The sequence below is a fragment of the Cupriavidus sp. 96C5-1 genome (genome assembly GCF_057798855.1).
Genome location: NZ_JBYOJU010000013.1, coordinates 134,673 through 147,853 on the forward strand (window position 1 = coordinate 134,673; position 13,181 = coordinate 147,853).

Sequence of the window (13,181 nt, forward strand, 5' to 3'; positions counted from 1 at the left end):
ACACTCAGGCGCGCCAATCGGCTGCGCGGTGATTGATGATGGGAAGGCTGTAAATGACGACGATGCATGCCCCGCTCAAAGGCGCGGAACGACTGCCACTGGGCGCCTTGCTAGCCTTGGCAATGACAGGATTTCTGGCACTGCTGACGGAGACGATTCCGGCAGGCATGCTTTCGCAGATCAGCGAGGGCTTAGGCGTGTCGGAAGCACTCGCAGGCCAGTTCATCACGTTGTATGCCATCGGCTCGCTGGTCGCAGCCATCCCGTTGACAGCGGCGACACTGGGCTGGCGGCGCCGGCCCTTGCTGATCGTGACATTGTTGGCAGTGCTGGTCTTCAACACGCTGACGGCTTTGACGTCCAGCTACGTCGTCGCCCTGGGCGCGCGTTTTCTGGCAGGCATGGCGGGCGGCCTGATTTGGGGCATGCAGGCGGGCTATGCGCGACGCATGGTGCCCGATCACCTCAAGGGACGCGCGCTGGCGGTGGCGGGGCTTGGCGCGCCCCTGGCGCTGTCGCTGGGCGTGCCTTTGGGAACCCTGCTCGGTGCCACGATGGGCTGGCGCAGCGCATTCGCAGTCATCTCGCTGCTCACGCTGGCAGTGATGGCCTGGGTCTTCCTGCAGGTGCCGGACTATCCTGGGCAGGAGGCCGAGAAGCGCGCGTCGGTGCGCCGCGTCTTCGTGACGCCCGGCGTGCGTCCAGTGCTGGCAGTTCTTGCGCTGTGGGTTCTGGCGCACAGCATCCTCTACACCTACGTGATGCCCTTCCTGGCACCGGCCGGCCTGTCAGATCGGGTCGATCTGGTGCTGCTGGTCTTCGGCGTGGCCTCGCTGGTCGGCATTTGGATCAGCGGCCTGCTGATCGACCGCATGCTGCGTTCGCTGGTGCTGCTCAGCTTGGCCGGGTTCGCATTGGCGTCCTTGGCCCTTGGCATTGCCGGCTCCCAGCCAGTTGTCATCTATCTTGCGGTCGCGGTGTGGGGCCTGACCTTCGGTGGCTCTGCGGCCTTGCTGCAGACCGCGTCGGCCGAAGCGGCAGGTTCTGGTGCGGATGTAGCGCAATCCATCCTGGTCACGGCGTGGAATATCGCTATCGCGGCTGGCGGCGTCATCGGCGGCATGCTGCTGGGAACGGCGGGCGTCGGTATTTTCCCGTGGGTATTGCTGGTGTTGTTGATTGCCGGCTTGGCGGTCGTCTGGGCATCGAGCACGCACGGATTCCCCACGAAGCCAAGGCGCGCCATAAATTGATGCCGAAAGGCGAAGGGTTAGGCACGGAACTCCGCCACCTTCGTTGCTTCGCTGCCGTCGCCGAAGAATTCCACTTCGCACCGCACCGAAATTGCCGATTTTGCGGCATACATGCCGCCGGAGGGGGCTCTCGACGCGGTCGTCTCGATCTTCGCGCACATCGGAGGCCGCGACACCACTGGCGCCGATCGCCACTCGGCCACACTTCGTACGTTGGTATAACGTTGACCACTGCCATAGCGGCATCCGCTATGTCAGCCCATCGCAGCGGCACGTCGGCGATGACCGGAAGATCCTCACGGCTCGGCATGAAGTCTGCCTTCAGGCCCGCGAACGCAACCCGGCTCGCTGGTCAGGCAGCACGCGTAACTGGACGCCCGTCGGCGCCGTGACGCTTAACCCTGAATGGGACTCGGTGGTGGTCATGGCGTCACAGACAATGTTCATGCTGCCGCTGCCGCTGCTGCTGCTGCTGCCAAGCCGCTCACGAGCGGCCGTCAGCGTTGGCTTTGGGTTCGATAAACCGCTTGGAAAGCGGAAAAGGTACCAGATAGCTATCAGGTACTAGCAGAAAGGCGGCTTGCTCAGGCGGCAGCCTGAGCAAGCCATCGCGCTATACCAGGTCCACTAGAAGCGCCTTGCCGAGGTCGGCGGCGGGCATGTCCTGCCCGGAAGCCCCGCATACGTGCTTGGCGTGCGAGATGCCATTGCCGATGCATATCTCGGCAAACTGCAGCCGCATGCGCACAGCACGCTCAACTTGCACTAACCGGCGATCTCCCATAGCGACGGGGTCACGCCCGCCGAACACGCCGGCCTGGTGCGGCCGCTGGAGGTGGTTCGCACCCACACCGGCCACACGCTGCGTGTGGCCGACTTCCTGCTGGCCGGGCGGAACGCAGGCCAGTGCAGCGGTTTCGACCTGACTAATCTCTGGCGGCTGGAAAGCGCGGGTGCTTGCTGAGTGCGTCACCTGCTGCCCGGCCTTGTCAGAGGATTGGCCGGGGTGTGTCACGAACGCAGGCGAGAGCCTGGCCTCAGTCTGCGTTGCCGGACATCCCAAGCACCTCGATGACCACCCGAGCGGCGCAATCGTTCAGGACGAAGTCTGAGTTCGCGAGCATTGCCGCCTTGTCGAAGACGCTGCGGTTTCCGCTTGCGGCCGGTTCCGCCGCGAGAACGGCGAGCGCGCGTCGTTCGGGGTGGCCGATGGCCGATACTGCCGGCGCATACACCGTATGCCTGAAAGCAGTCAAAGGACAATGACCGCTCGCGATTGCCGCCCCAAGAGCTAAATTTCTTCTGTTGATTGCCGTTACACATGCAACGGCCGCCAACAGCAACAGCATCTTGAGGATCATGCAACATCCACCAGTCAGAAGAAGAATTCAATCTCTCCCGCTGAAGTGGATGGCCTGCGTCCTCATCGTCTGCCAAAGTGCAATGCTGGCGGGCTGCGGCGACTACGGCCCGGATATGAAAGCCGAACTCGCCGGAAAGCTCTCGAATCAATGGCAGGTCAGAGGCCTACAGATCAAGGCGTGGGAAATTGTGCGCCGGGAACCTCGGCAATGGCATTACCGCTTCACCGCGACGGTTCTCCCTACTGAGGATTTGTACAAAAAAATCGGGACCTTGAACAATACCGCGGTCCTGGTGCCAGCCGCCCAGAAGGGCGAAGTGGAATCCCTGTCCGGAACCGCGGATGCCAGATTCGACGGGGAAAGCTGGCGCAGTCAGTTCGATTTCGACCGTGCCGCTGCATTCTTTGACGGTGCGCCGAAGACCGCCCATGGCGCGAATATCGTCATCGTGGGCAATCCGGGCTTTCATGCATTCCTCGCATCGGCGGAGACAGAGCTCCAGAAAAGAGAAGAGAAGCTTGGCAACGATGAAGCCTTGTTCTCCCAAAGAACCGGTGAATGGGATGCGTCGAACAATGCGTTCAAGGAAAGCGTCCAGCAAATCCAAAACGACCTCGAGTCCGAGCAGAAGCAGTTGCAGCAGGAGCAACTGAACATCAGATCGAGCGTCGGACGGGAGGTGCAGGCAGCCAGTCTGGGGCTGCAAGCCGAAATGCGCGAAAGACTGGATGGGCACAGGAAAGATCTTGACGCGCGCAACGCGACGCTGACGCAAGCCTATCGCGCAAAAATGCAGGCATTGCAGGCGCAGTACCGGGACATGCAGAGCCAGCGCCTGTCCCGTGACGAGTACAGCGAAAGGAGCCGTCAGCTTCGCGAGCAGGAGTCGGCAATACAGAAGCAGTATCGCGAACAGCTCGACCTGGCCCGCGACACTTACTCGAGCCGCGTGAAAGCCACGCAACAGGAATTCGACGCGCGCCGCGCAAGGCTCCAGGATGACATCACGAGCGACGTGACGGCCAATGTCGAAAGGTCGGGCGCGGCGCTACAAGAAAAGCGCGCGCGGCAACAAGGCAGTCTTCAGACTTCTCAAGACCAGCTGATGGATCAGCGCAACAAACTCGAGAAATTATCTTCCGACGTGCAGAGCCAGAAAGCCGAGCTTGCCCAGCAGCGTCAGCTGCTCGAGCAGCTCAAGACACAAGCGAACTGATCGGCCTTTTCGGAACGTCTCATGCTACAAATCATCATCGGCTTTTTTCTCCTGTGTATGGCGCTGGCGTTGTTGGGCAAAATTGTGCCCCTCGCGCTAAAGATTGCAGCGGCGCTGGCGGGCATCGCACTTGCCGTCGTGGTAGGGGTGCCCGTGGCAATCGGCATGGGCATCGAACGGCTAGCGCGCAAGAACAACCGCCGGCCCATGGCCAGCGGGATAGCGATGGTCATAGGCTGCGCCGTGGCGGTCTGGGTGGCGTATGACGGTTACGGCTGGATATCGGGACTTGGAATCGACAGCCTCAAATACCTGGTTCCTGCATTGCTGCCCATCCTTATCCATGTGCAGCACAAACGCCGGCTGGCAGCCGAGCGCGATGGCCTCGAGATCAGCCTGCCGGCGCAGAAGGCCGACCTCACCTATCAGTTGTTCTTCAGCGCAATCAGCCTCTGGCTGTTCTCTGTCATCGTACAGGCCTTCTTTCCCGCGCTGGTGACACTGGTATTCTCGCGATCATCCACCGTGTGGTGGTTTGACCTGGGATATTGCGTGGCTTCCTGCCTGGTCATGGTCGCAGCCATTGTCTTTGAGAAGGGCTATGCCGACGTAATACGGGGCATCAAGACCACGATCGCAGGCAACAAGAAGGCGCTTAACCTGACCGCGACGATCGCGGCGCTTCACAAGGGTTCTTCCCAGGTCGACGCCGACGATGTCGAAACCATCGTCCTCGGGGTGGCAAATGTGGCCAACAATGCGGGCCTGGTCGAGCTCTTCGAGCTTTGCGGCGAGATCTGGTTGTTCGACAAGGCTTGCCACGATACCGCGCTCACGCAATACCGGGCATTGCTGGAACAGGAACTGCGTCATCACCGCGATGTGGCCAGGCAGCGCATCGGCGATTACTTTCCTGTGCCACAGGCAGAAGCGCAAGACTATTTCGATCGATACCTCGATTTCGTGGAGCAATGCGATTTCGATGATGGCTCCTATATCGTCACGCATGGCCGGAAAGACGAATTGAACTGCTGCAGCTCATGCGGCCTGGTGCGTGAGCACGGCGGTGCCAGGAATGATGAATGGTACTGCTCGCCCATTTGCCATGAGACGGAGCAGATCTGCACATCGATCAAAGACAAGCCACTCAGCGAGTTTTTGAGCGACGCTTCGTCGACCGGGTTTCTTGTGATCGAAATGGGTGGGGCCTGGTCGCAGAACCATAAGATGGTTGCCGCCGGGGGGCAGGGGCATGGCTTCGCAGCCGAAAGGGCGAATACCATGCACGACAGGCTCACAGGGAAATCCGCCAAGGTGATTGGCGACGACAATGCAAAGAATGGCGCAGACCGCCTGGTGAATGGACAAGAGATCCAGACGAAATATTGCAGCACCGGCGCGCGCAGTATCGGCAGTGCCTTCGATAACAAAGGCGATGGCACCTTCCGCTACTTCGATTCGGACGGCAAGCCCATGCCTATCGAGGTGCCGCGAGACCAGTACGATCAAGCTGTCAAGACAATGAAAGGCAAGATCGAGCAAGGAAAAGTGCCAGGCGTTACGGATCCCGCGCAGGCAAAGGACCTTGTCGTCAAGGGCCACTTGACCTACGAGCAGGCAAAGAGCATCACGCGCTTCGGCACCTTCGACTCGGTCAAATACGACGTGCAGGAGGGCGCTATCGTCAGCATCGGTGCCGGCGGCATCAGCTTCGCCGTCACGGCGACGATTTCCTACCTGAATACCAATGACACAAAGAAGTCCTTGCAAGCTGCCTGCATACAGGGCGGCAAGACCTTCGGCAAGACACTGGTCGTCTATGTGGGTACGCAACAGCTGCATCGGCTGGCCACGGTGCAGGCGGCGGTGAAGTACATCGAGGTGGGCAGAATCTCCAAGCCCATGGCTGAAGCGCTCCAGAAGAGCATGGGGGTGAGCAGCCGCAACCAGCTCAATCACGCTCTTCGCGGAACCGTCGTGGCATCGCTGGTCATCGTGGCGGTGTCATCGGGACCTGACTTGCTCAAGATGATCCGCGGCCGCATGTCGGGCGCCCAATTCACCAAGAACCTGGCCGTCACGGCAAGCAGCACGGCAGGAGGCGCCGTAGGGGCCATCGCCGGCGGCGCTATCGGCGCGTCCTTCGGGCCGGTCGGCATCTGGGTCGGCAAATTCGCCGGCGGCTTCATTGGTGGCGCGATCGCCGGCACCGTGACCAACTCGATCGCCAAGAGCCTGATGAAGGAAGACGGGGAGAGGATGCTGGAAATCGTCCAGCGACAAGTTGAATACCTGGCCGTGCTATTCATGCTGACCGAACGCGAGGTGGAGAGCCTGAGCGCCAACCTTAACAATGTGATCACCGCGAAGGCGCTCGAAGTCATGTACGCCAGCGCTTCGCACAAGGCATTTGCCAATATGCTGGTCAAGCCCGTCGTGGTCGGCATCGTCAAGCAGCGGCCGGTCCTGACTTACGACGTCAACGATGTCCTTGAGTCCTTCGACGGCAAGCCGCTGATTTCGAATGCGGCAAACGATGAGATGTTGGCCGAAGCGGCTGCCTAGATTGATCGGCGCTGGATAGCAGAACATCGACCATTTGTGCATCGCACACATTCGGTGTGCACGGTAAGCGCCGGCTGCGCTTGGGAAGATCTCAGATCGTGTCGTCGGTCTCGGGCGCTCTGAACAGGGGATTGATCGCCTCCAGGACTTCTGCAGTCCCGACAATCCGAGTGCCCTCGGCGCAAGCAGGCATTCCTTTCAAGCTTCGGTCCGATCCGGCAGCACTTTGCCCTGAAACACGCAGACCCGGCGCGCCGTGGCCGGGCTTGCCGTGCTGCTTGCCGTGGTAGTGGTTCCCTGGCGCGGCACCCTGCGCGCGCCGGCCGTGCTCAGCGCGAGCCAGAGCCAGTCGCTCTACGCGGCCCAGCCCGGCTACGTGAGCGGCGCCGCGGTGCACGCCGGGCAGGCCGTGGCCGCCGGTCAGTTGCTGGCGCAGCTGGTGTCGCCGGACCTGGACTACCGCTTGGCCGCCGCGCAGGCGCAAGCACAGCAATTGCGCTGGCAGGTCGAGCAGCAGCCATTTGCCACCAAGCTGCGCGAGGAGGGCGATGTGCTGCGCCGCCGCTGGGCCGCCGCCCAGGCGGAAGTGGCGGGTCTTGCCGAAGAGCGCAAGCGCCTGGAGGTGCGCGCGCCGTTTGCCGGGCGCGTGGTGGATGCCAACCTGTTCCTCGCCGATGGCGCGTGGCTGGCGCGCGGTGAGCCGCTCTACCATATCGTCGGCCAGGATAGCGAGCTGAAAGCGGAAGCCTTCATCGGCGAGCAGGACCATGCCGCGCTCACCGCCGGCAGCAGCGGCGTCTTCGTCGCCAACCTGCCGGAGTTCGGCTCGGTGCGCTGCGCCACCGCGCAGACGGACCAGGTCAACGTAGCCGGCCTCGAGCAACGCACGCTGGCCAGCCTCTACGGCGGCCCCATCGCGGTCACGCGCAGCCAGCACAATGGACTGGCGCCGACCACGGCCATCTTCCGCGTGCGCTTGTCGCATTGCGACCCGCTGCCGCTGACGCGGGAATTGCCGGGTACCGTGCTGCTGGCACGCCAGCGCCATAGCCTGGCCGGCGATGCCTGGACTGCGCTGCTCGGTCTGATGCAGCGTGAACGCGGCCTTTGATCGCGCAGCCCGACGCGAAGAGCCAGATTCCGCACAGCATGCTCATCTCGCTGAACCGACGTGCGACACCGACCAGCGCCGGTCGTCTCCTGCCCACAACAGCCTTTCAACATTCCGGCGAGAGGACGTTCGTTTTCCGGGCGACCCGATGATCGGGAATAGAGCGTGGCAAGACATCGCACCATAGATCGACAACAACACACGATTACCGCCGCAGCCACCCGTACACCGCGATTCGCAAGTCGACGCCCCTGGTTGTCAAGACGCTGTTTTGGGCACCGTTAGTACCAGCCCCTTCTGGCCGGAACCGCGCACTTTCGGCTAGTTCTTCGGCACAAAGCCTGAAGTCCGGAAAACCGATCGGTCCACTTTGTCAGTCCGATGGACACCAGTGATCGTCCCATGTTCGCTGGTTGTCTGTAAGCGCACTGGCTCCCCCATAAAGTATTTTCTCCTGTGCTATAGTCTCTGCACTCATGTGACTGGCGCATACAGATAGAGCACTATCGGGGAGCATGAGGTTGCTGGCCGCCGCGCGCCTGGGCATTGCCTACTATCCTTGGAGATGGGTTATGCCTGATTTCGAAAATATTTTCATGTTCGCTCTTGTGGCGTTGGGAATGGTTTTAACGCCAGGGCCGAACATGGTTTATCTGATTTCCCGCTCAATTTGCCAAGGTAGACGCGCAGGCCTCATTTCGTTGGGAGGCGTTGCTCTGGGCTTTGTGTTCTATATGCTCTGTGCAGCATTCGGAATCACAGCTTTCGTATTTGCCGTACCTTACGCTTACGACACGCTTCGCTTTGGCGGCGCTTTGTACCTTCTATATCTTGCCTGGCAAGCGGTCAAACCGGGCGGACGGTCCGCGTTTGCAGTACGTGACCTACCGGTCGATACCCCAAGGAAGCTCTTTGGCATGGGGTTTATCACCAACCTGGCGAATCCCAAGATCGCCGTCATGTATCTGTCTCTGCTTCCCCAATTCATTACGGCAGGACACGGCAGTGTGCTTACGCAATCGCTGGCGCTCGGCAGCGTTCAGATTTCGATCAGCCTCGCTGTGAATGCATTGATCATAGTGACGGCCGGGTCGATATCTACCTTCCTGTCGGGACGCCCGCTATGGCTATCGGTGCAGCGCTGGCTGATGGGAGGCGTTCTTACAGGTCTGGCGGTGCGGATGGCATACGAATCCAAGAAATAGCGTCACCTTGCCAATACGTCGGCGAAGGTGAAGAGCATTTCATTGGGTCCGAAGGAAACACCGCGCCTTAACCCTGCTCGCACCGCGGCACGCTTAGCGAATCCCAATCTGGTCGAGCGAGACATCGGGAATGCCAGTCTCGCTCGACTCACCCCGCACCTTCTGCCGCGCGGCAATCCATTGGTCCATCTTGCGTTCCAGCAGGTCTAGTGGCATGACGCCATCTTTGAGAACCTCGTCGTGAAATTCACGAATGTCAAAGGCATGGCCAAGCCGGGCCTGTGCCCGATCCCGCAGCGCCAGGATCTTTAGCTGCCCGATCTTGTAGCTGAGCGCCTGTCCGGGCCAGGACATATAGCGTTCCACTTCACGACGCGTGTTGGCGTCCGATCCACCACCATGGCTGTGCAGGTAGTCGATTGCCTCTTGCTTTGTCCAGCCCTTTTCGTGCAGGCCTACATCCACCACCAGCCGTGCCGAACGCAGCAATTCTTGCTGCAGCATGTCAAGCTGGTCATGCCGTGTAGCGTACACCCCCAATTCGCTGCCCAGACTTTCTGCGTACAGCGCCCACCCTTCACCAAACGCGCTGTACCAGAGCTTCCTCCGAAACAGCGGCAGTGACTTATTCTCAATCTGCAGCGCTATTTGCATATGGTGACCCGGGACGACCTCATGAAGGAAGAGGCTCTGCGAGACCGAGGCACTGCCGTTGCCGCCATACACCGAAGCGGCGTTGAGGTAGAAAATTCCCGGACGCGAGCCGTCAGTTGGCGGAAAGATATAGCTCGATGACATCGACTGCTGCCGGTAGGCCTCTATCGCCCGGATCTCGTAGCCTGTCGTTGGGAGGCGTCCGAACACTCCGGACAGCACGGCATTCACTTTTGCGCCGGTTTCCCGATAGGCTGCCAGCAGGCTCTCGGCATCGGTATAGGCGGGCAGTGGCGCTTCCCCGCTTGCAATGATCTCCGTGCGCAGCCGGTGGATCTCTTGCTGGATGCGCTGTACCTCAGCTTGGCCAGTCCGGTAAATCTGCTCAGGCTCCAAGTCCAGTGTGGTCGAACGCTTCACGGCACTGCGGTACATCTCGTTGCCGCCCGGTAGTGCCCCAATGCCCGCACTCGTGCGGCATGCAGGCAGATATTCGTCCTGGATAAAAGTTCGCAGTCGCTGGTACGCCGGGATGAGCTTCGATTCGATCGCCATCGAATATTGCACGGTAAGCGAGTTCCGGCTCGCCTCGTCGAAATCCGATGGGAACTGCCGGATAGGTTGATAGAACATGCTCAGGTCGGCACGCTTCACAATCTGTGCTTCCAACTGGGCTAGCACCGGGATCATCAGATCGCGCGGTTGCGTCATTTCCTGCCGCATCCCCTCACGCATATTGGCGATTGCGGTATCGGTCCAGACGACGAAGCCGTCGATCCGCTTCAGGAAGTCCTCATAGTTGCGCACCGTCTTGAACGGGTGGCTGCCCTTGCCAGAGCCGATCACCGGAAATGCGGCAGGCCAGCCGCCGGCCGGATTGATCGGCATCAGATACCAGCGAAAGCGCTCTTGCTCGATACACTCGTCTAACCGCCGCCGGAAGATTTCGACGCTCAGGATCTCCTGCCGTGAAAGCTCCGCTTGGGGAATCTCCTTTACCGCCGTCAGGTAACGCCGGCACAAGGCGGTCAAGTTGCGTCGATATTCTTCGCTGAGATCGTTGGCAAAGACGCTGTCGTACTTGCGCACGCCGGAGTCGCTTGCGCTGAACGGGTTATATGGCGCAGTATCGTTTGCGTACGAGCGAAACAACCTGTCGAGCTGCCCCGACGGTGAGCTGGCACTCCAGGTGCAGCCGGTCGTAGCAAGTGCCAGCGCAAGCCATGCCAAGCGATGCTTCACCACGAGCAATCCTTGGCCATTGCGACAACCACGAAGCCATCCCATATGGTTCTCCCCCACTCCGGGTGCAGTAGCTGCAGAATCGAGCAGGATAGCGGGGCCATCACCAGTGCACTCTAGGTAGAAACCTTAGCGTATCGGCAAAGGGCCGAGTCGAATCGTATAGCCGCGACAATCGACAAGGCCTCGGCATTGAACCCATCTCGGCATTTCATTTTCAGAAGCGGATGCCCACATGCCGGTGACGACCGCTACCAGAGATTCAAAAGTACCCAATTCTCGGCCGGATTGGCTTCGCACATGCCGAATGGCGGCGCATCTTCCAGCCAGTATGGATCTGGTCCGCGCGGAAGGTGTCAACGATATCGCTGCTGCCCGCTGACGCGGTGGCCCTCCAGCATGGCACGAGGCAAGACAATTCTCGATATTATTTCACTTTCGTGAAATAATATTCAGGCCGCTCCTCGCAGGAGTTCCAGTCCATTCGGGTTGCACATGCCACGACCGTTGCCAGATTCAACATTGCCATCCCGCGCCACGATCAAGATGTGCTCCCATCTTGGGGATAGAGTGCGCGCGACTCGCGCCGCCCAAGGACTCCCCATCGATCAGGCCGCCCGAATGTGCGGGGTGTCCGTGGGAATGCTGTCGAAGCTGGAGAACGGGAAGGGCGTCCACCTCGACTATGTACTCCGCGCTCTAGACGGCTTGGGTTTGACCATGCTGGTCGTCCCAAAGGAGCACGTACCTCTCCTCGAGCAGGCGGCGTCCCATGCGGCACGAGAGTCGAAGGCATATGAAGAAGGGCGTGCCAGGGACCGGGAATGGGATTGACTGCCGGCCGGGCAGGCCAGTCTGAACGCAAAGGATTAGTCCCGGCAATCGCGAAGAAGTCACTACCGCGACGGTAGGCCTGAGGATGGCGACGGATTCGATCTTCCTCCGCCAGAATGGCCAGGCTGTTATTGCAATTAACCGCCGAAATTCCAGGCCGCCCACTGGTGGATAGCGAGTAGGGGGCCTGCCGCGCTTAGGTTGACCTGCATCAGCCGCTGTTGCAAGCGCGTTGTCTTCGATTCCCATCGTCACATCACCCTTCGCGATCAAGCCAGCGTTGCAAGCCTTCCAGTTCTTGACGCGGGTTTGCTCGGCTTGCCTTCGTCTCTGCGCATCTTCCCGGCAAAGTCGAGAAGATGCGCAGTTTCGCCGAAATTACCAATGTGATCCGAGATGGCGGAACACAAGCGTTTCACCATGGCCACGGACATCAAGGCCTATTTCTGCAATCCTCGGCATCCATGGCAATGCGGCTCGAACGAAAACGCGAACGGCCTCTTGAGACAGTATCTTCCCCAAAGGAACCGTTCTCTCCGTCTATTGTGTTCGTGTCAAACTCTGTTTCGTCGGGATGCAATCACGTGCGTCGCCAAGCGCATGATTTTATTCGGCGTGCTGTGTCAAACTCTATTTTTCGTCCACCGCGGCGGACGCTGGGCAGCTAGATTATTCCGCCGGGCGCGTTCCGCTACACAATCTACCGATGCTCCAGGCAAGCTACAAGACCGAAACCTATTGGGAACAGTACCAGTCCTTTTTCCCAGCACATGCGCGCGTAGCCGCCGCCAGCGGTCCGAATGAAGAGTGGCTCCCCTGGCGGGGAGCATCGATCCATGTGGATCGGTTCCCCTGCGCTGCATCGCCGCTGACGGTGATCGTGGTGCATGGAGGGGGAGGCTATGGCCGACTGTTCGCGCCGCTTGGCAAACTACTGCACGGCGCCGGCTACGAGGTAGTAGCCCCGGATCTACCCGGATACGGGTTGAGCCAGGCGCCACCGTCACTGGTCACTTACAAGGCGTGGACCGACTTGCTATGCGATCTGGCGTCCACCGAGTACCGGAACACCGGGCGACGCGTAGTATTGTGCGGCGGCAGCCTTGGTGGCTATCTGGCTTACCTGTGCGCGGCGCGGATGGGCGCTGGTCCGATTGCTGGCGTGATCGCCACCACCCTGGCGGATCCGCGCTCACCGCTGGTGAAGCGCCAGTTTGCCCGCAACGCGCTGGTGCTGCACGCCATGATGCCACTGTTGCCCATCTGCGCGCCTCTGATCGGCGGGCTGAGACTGCCCGTGAAGTGGTTTACCAGGATGGACGCGATGTCGAACAATCCCTCGCTGAACCGGCTCGTTGCCGACGACCCCTATGGTGGCGGCGTACGCGTGCCGGTCGCTTTCATGCAGTCAATCTTCGCCGTGCGGCCGAACATTGAGCCCGAAGACTTCGATCACTGCCCTATCCTGCTGGCGCACCCGGGAAACGACCGCTGGACGGGCTTCGAATCGAGCCGGCAGTTCTTTGACCGCATCAAGGGCGAGAAGAGATTGGTCATGTTGGAAAACTGCGGCCATCTTCCAGTGGAGGAGCCAGGCATTGCGCAACTGGAACAGGCTTCGATCCGATTCCTGGGGGAGATTGCCGCGTTCACGGCCACGTGACATTGGCTTGTGATGTGCCCGGGGGAAACCAATCACCGCACTTGCTCTCAATCTGCGGCAATCACCCCTGCCTA

General features: G+C 60.5%; 11 protein-coding genes, 3 pseudogenes and 1 riboswitch. Of the genes and pseudogenes, 11 read left to right on the plus strand and 3 right to left on the minus strand.

Going from position 1 to position 13,181, the window contains the following annotated elements:
- The first annotated feature begins 62 nt into the window (after positions 1 to 62).
- A complete protein-coding gene (locus AC3FOF_RS16860; protein ID WP_488727221.1) occupies positions 63 to 1,253 on the plus strand; it encodes an MFS transporter in 1,191 nt (396 codons plus the stop codon).
- A gap of 205 nt (positions 1,254 to 1,458) precedes the next feature.
- Positions 1,459 to 1,665 (plus strand): annotated as a pseudogene (locus AC3FOF_RS16865) (IS3-like element ISAzo10 family transposase); the annotation flags it as partial.
- Between the two features lie 201 nt (positions 1,666 to 1,866).
- Here the strand turns inward: AC3FOF_RS16865 and AC3FOF_RS16870 are convergent.
- Positions 1,867 to 1,995 (minus strand): hypothetical protein, encoded by a 129-nt coding sequence (locus tag AC3FOF_RS16870; RefSeq protein WP_488727193.1) that lies wholly within the window; start codon positions 1,993 to 1,995, stop codon positions 1,867 to 1,869.
- 78 nt (positions 1,996 to 2,073) lie between these two features.
- Between AC3FOF_RS16870 and AC3FOF_RS16875 the strand changes: the two genes are divergently transcribed.
- Positions 2,074 to 2,217, plus strand: coding sequence for a DUF7673 family protein (locus AC3FOF_RS16875; RefSeq protein WP_488727194.1), 144 nt, complete (start codon positions 2,074 to 2,076; stop codon positions 2,215 to 2,217).
- A gap of 73 nt (positions 2,218 to 2,290) precedes the next feature.
- On the opposite strand, the gene AC3FOF_RS16880 is transcribed toward AC3FOF_RS16875, so the two are convergent.
- Entirely contained in the window at positions 2,291 to 2,614 is a 324-nt protein-coding gene (locus AC3FOF_RS16880) for a hypothetical protein (RefSeq protein ID WP_488727195.1), read from the minus strand.
- Here AC3FOF_RS16880 and AC3FOF_RS16885 point away from each other — a divergent pair.
- The 5 genes and pseudogenes from AC3FOF_RS16885 to AC3FOF_RS16905 all read left to right on the plus strand — a co-directional run bounded on the left by AC3FOF_RS16885 (position 2,613) and on the right by AC3FOF_RS16905 (position 8,714).
- On the plus strand, positions 2,613 to 3,833 hold the full coding sequence (locus AC3FOF_RS16885) for a coiled-coil domain-containing protein (RefSeq protein WP_276264269.1): 1,221 nt from the start codon (positions 2,613 to 2,615) through the stop codon (positions 3,831 to 3,833). The two genes, AC3FOF_RS16880 and AC3FOF_RS16885, sit on opposite strands and share 2 nt — an antisense overlap.
- Before the next feature lie 21 nt (positions 3,834 to 3,854).
- Entirely contained in the window at positions 3,855 to 6,398 is a 2,544-nt protein-coding gene (locus tag AC3FOF_RS16890) for a hypothetical protein (RefSeq protein WP_488727196.1), read from the plus strand.
- A gap of 174 nt (positions 6,399 to 6,572) precedes the next feature.
- Positions 6,573 to 6,665: pseudogene (locus tag AC3FOF_RS16895) on the plus strand (IS6 family transposase); the annotation flags it as partial.
- A 58-nt stretch (positions 6,666 to 6,723) separates the two neighbouring features.
- Positions 6,724 to 7,509, plus strand: coding sequence for an efflux RND transporter periplasmic adaptor subunit (locus AC3FOF_RS16900; RefSeq protein ID WP_488727222.1), 786 nt, complete (start codon positions 6,724 to 6,726; stop codon positions 7,507 to 7,509).
- Positions 7,510 to 7,977: 468 nt separating this feature from the next.
- Positions 7,978 to 8,061, plus strand: a riboswitch (ZMP/ZTP riboswitch).
- A gap of 20 nt (positions 8,062 to 8,081) precedes the next feature.
- Entirely contained in the window at positions 8,082 to 8,714 is a 633-nt protein-coding gene (locus AC3FOF_RS16905) for a LysE family translocator (RefSeq protein WP_017229054.1), read from the plus strand.
- A 93-nt stretch (positions 8,715 to 8,807) separates the two neighbouring features.
- On the opposite strand, the gene AC3FOF_RS16910 is transcribed toward AC3FOF_RS16905, so the two are convergent.
- Positions 8,808 to 10,613 carry a DUF885 domain-containing protein gene (locus AC3FOF_RS16910; RefSeq protein WP_488727197.1) on the minus strand — a complete coding sequence of 602 codons (1,806 nt, stop codon included), beginning with the start codon at positions 10,611 to 10,613 and terminating at the stop codon, positions 8,808 to 8,810.
- Between the two features lie 543 nt (positions 10,614 to 11,156).
- On the opposite strand from AC3FOF_RS16910, the gene AC3FOF_RS16915 reads away from it, so the two are divergent.
- From AC3FOF_RS16915 to AC3FOF_RS16925, 3 genes and pseudogenes are all read left to right on the plus strand, one after another.
- The gene (locus AC3FOF_RS16915) at positions 11,157 to 11,444 is read left to right on the plus strand and encodes a helix-turn-helix domain-containing protein (RefSeq protein ID WP_051078547.1); all 288 of its coding nucleotides are present in this window, start codon (positions 11,157 to 11,159) and stop codon (positions 11,442 to 11,444) included.
- A gap of 393 nt (positions 11,445 to 11,837) precedes the next feature.
- A pseudogene (locus AC3FOF_RS16920) lies at positions 11,838 to 12,048 on the plus strand (transposase); the annotation flags it as partial.
- A gap of 102 nt (positions 12,049 to 12,150) precedes the next feature.
- The gene (locus AC3FOF_RS16925; RefSeq protein ID WP_488727198.1) at positions 12,151 to 13,107 is read left to right on the plus strand and encodes an alpha/beta hydrolase; all 957 of its coding nucleotides are present in this window, start codon (positions 12,151 to 12,153) and stop codon (positions 13,105 to 13,107) included.
- Positions 13,108 to 13,181 lie beyond the last annotated feature (74 nt).

Excerpts from the sequence above, each read along its gene's own strand:
- AC3FOF_RS16860 (WP_488727221.1), top strand. The coding sequence starts at position 63 with ATGCATGCCCCGCTCAAAGGCGCGGAACGACTGCCACTGGGCGCCTTG.
- AC3FOF_RS16870 (WP_488727193.1), bottom strand. The coding sequence starts at position 1,995 with ATGCGGCTGCAGTTTGCCGAGATATGCATCGGCAATGGCATCTCGCAC.
- AC3FOF_RS16885 (WP_276264269.1), top strand. The coding sequence starts at position 2,613 with ATGCAACATCCACCAGTCAGAAGAAGAATTCAATCTCTCCCGCTGAAG.
- AC3FOF_RS16880 (WP_488727195.1), bottom strand. The coding sequence starts at position 2,614 with ATGATCCTCAAGATGCTGTTGCTGTTGGCGGCCGTTGCATGTGTAACG.
- AC3FOF_RS16890 (WP_488727196.1), top strand. The coding sequence starts at position 3,855 with ATGCTACAAATCATCATCGGCTTTTTTCTCCTGTGTATGGCGCTGGCG.
- AC3FOF_RS16905 (WP_017229054.1), top strand. The coding sequence starts at position 8,082 with ATGCCTGATTTCGAAAATATTTTCATGTTCGCTCTTGTGGCGTTGGGA.
- AC3FOF_RS16915 (WP_051078547.1), top strand. The coding sequence starts at position 11,157 with ATGTGCTCCCATCTTGGGGATAGAGTGCGCGCGACTCGCGCCGCCCAA.
- AC3FOF_RS16925 (WP_488727198.1), top strand. The coding sequence starts at position 12,151 with ATGCTCCAGGCAAGCTACAAGACCGAAACCTATTGGGAACAGTACCAG.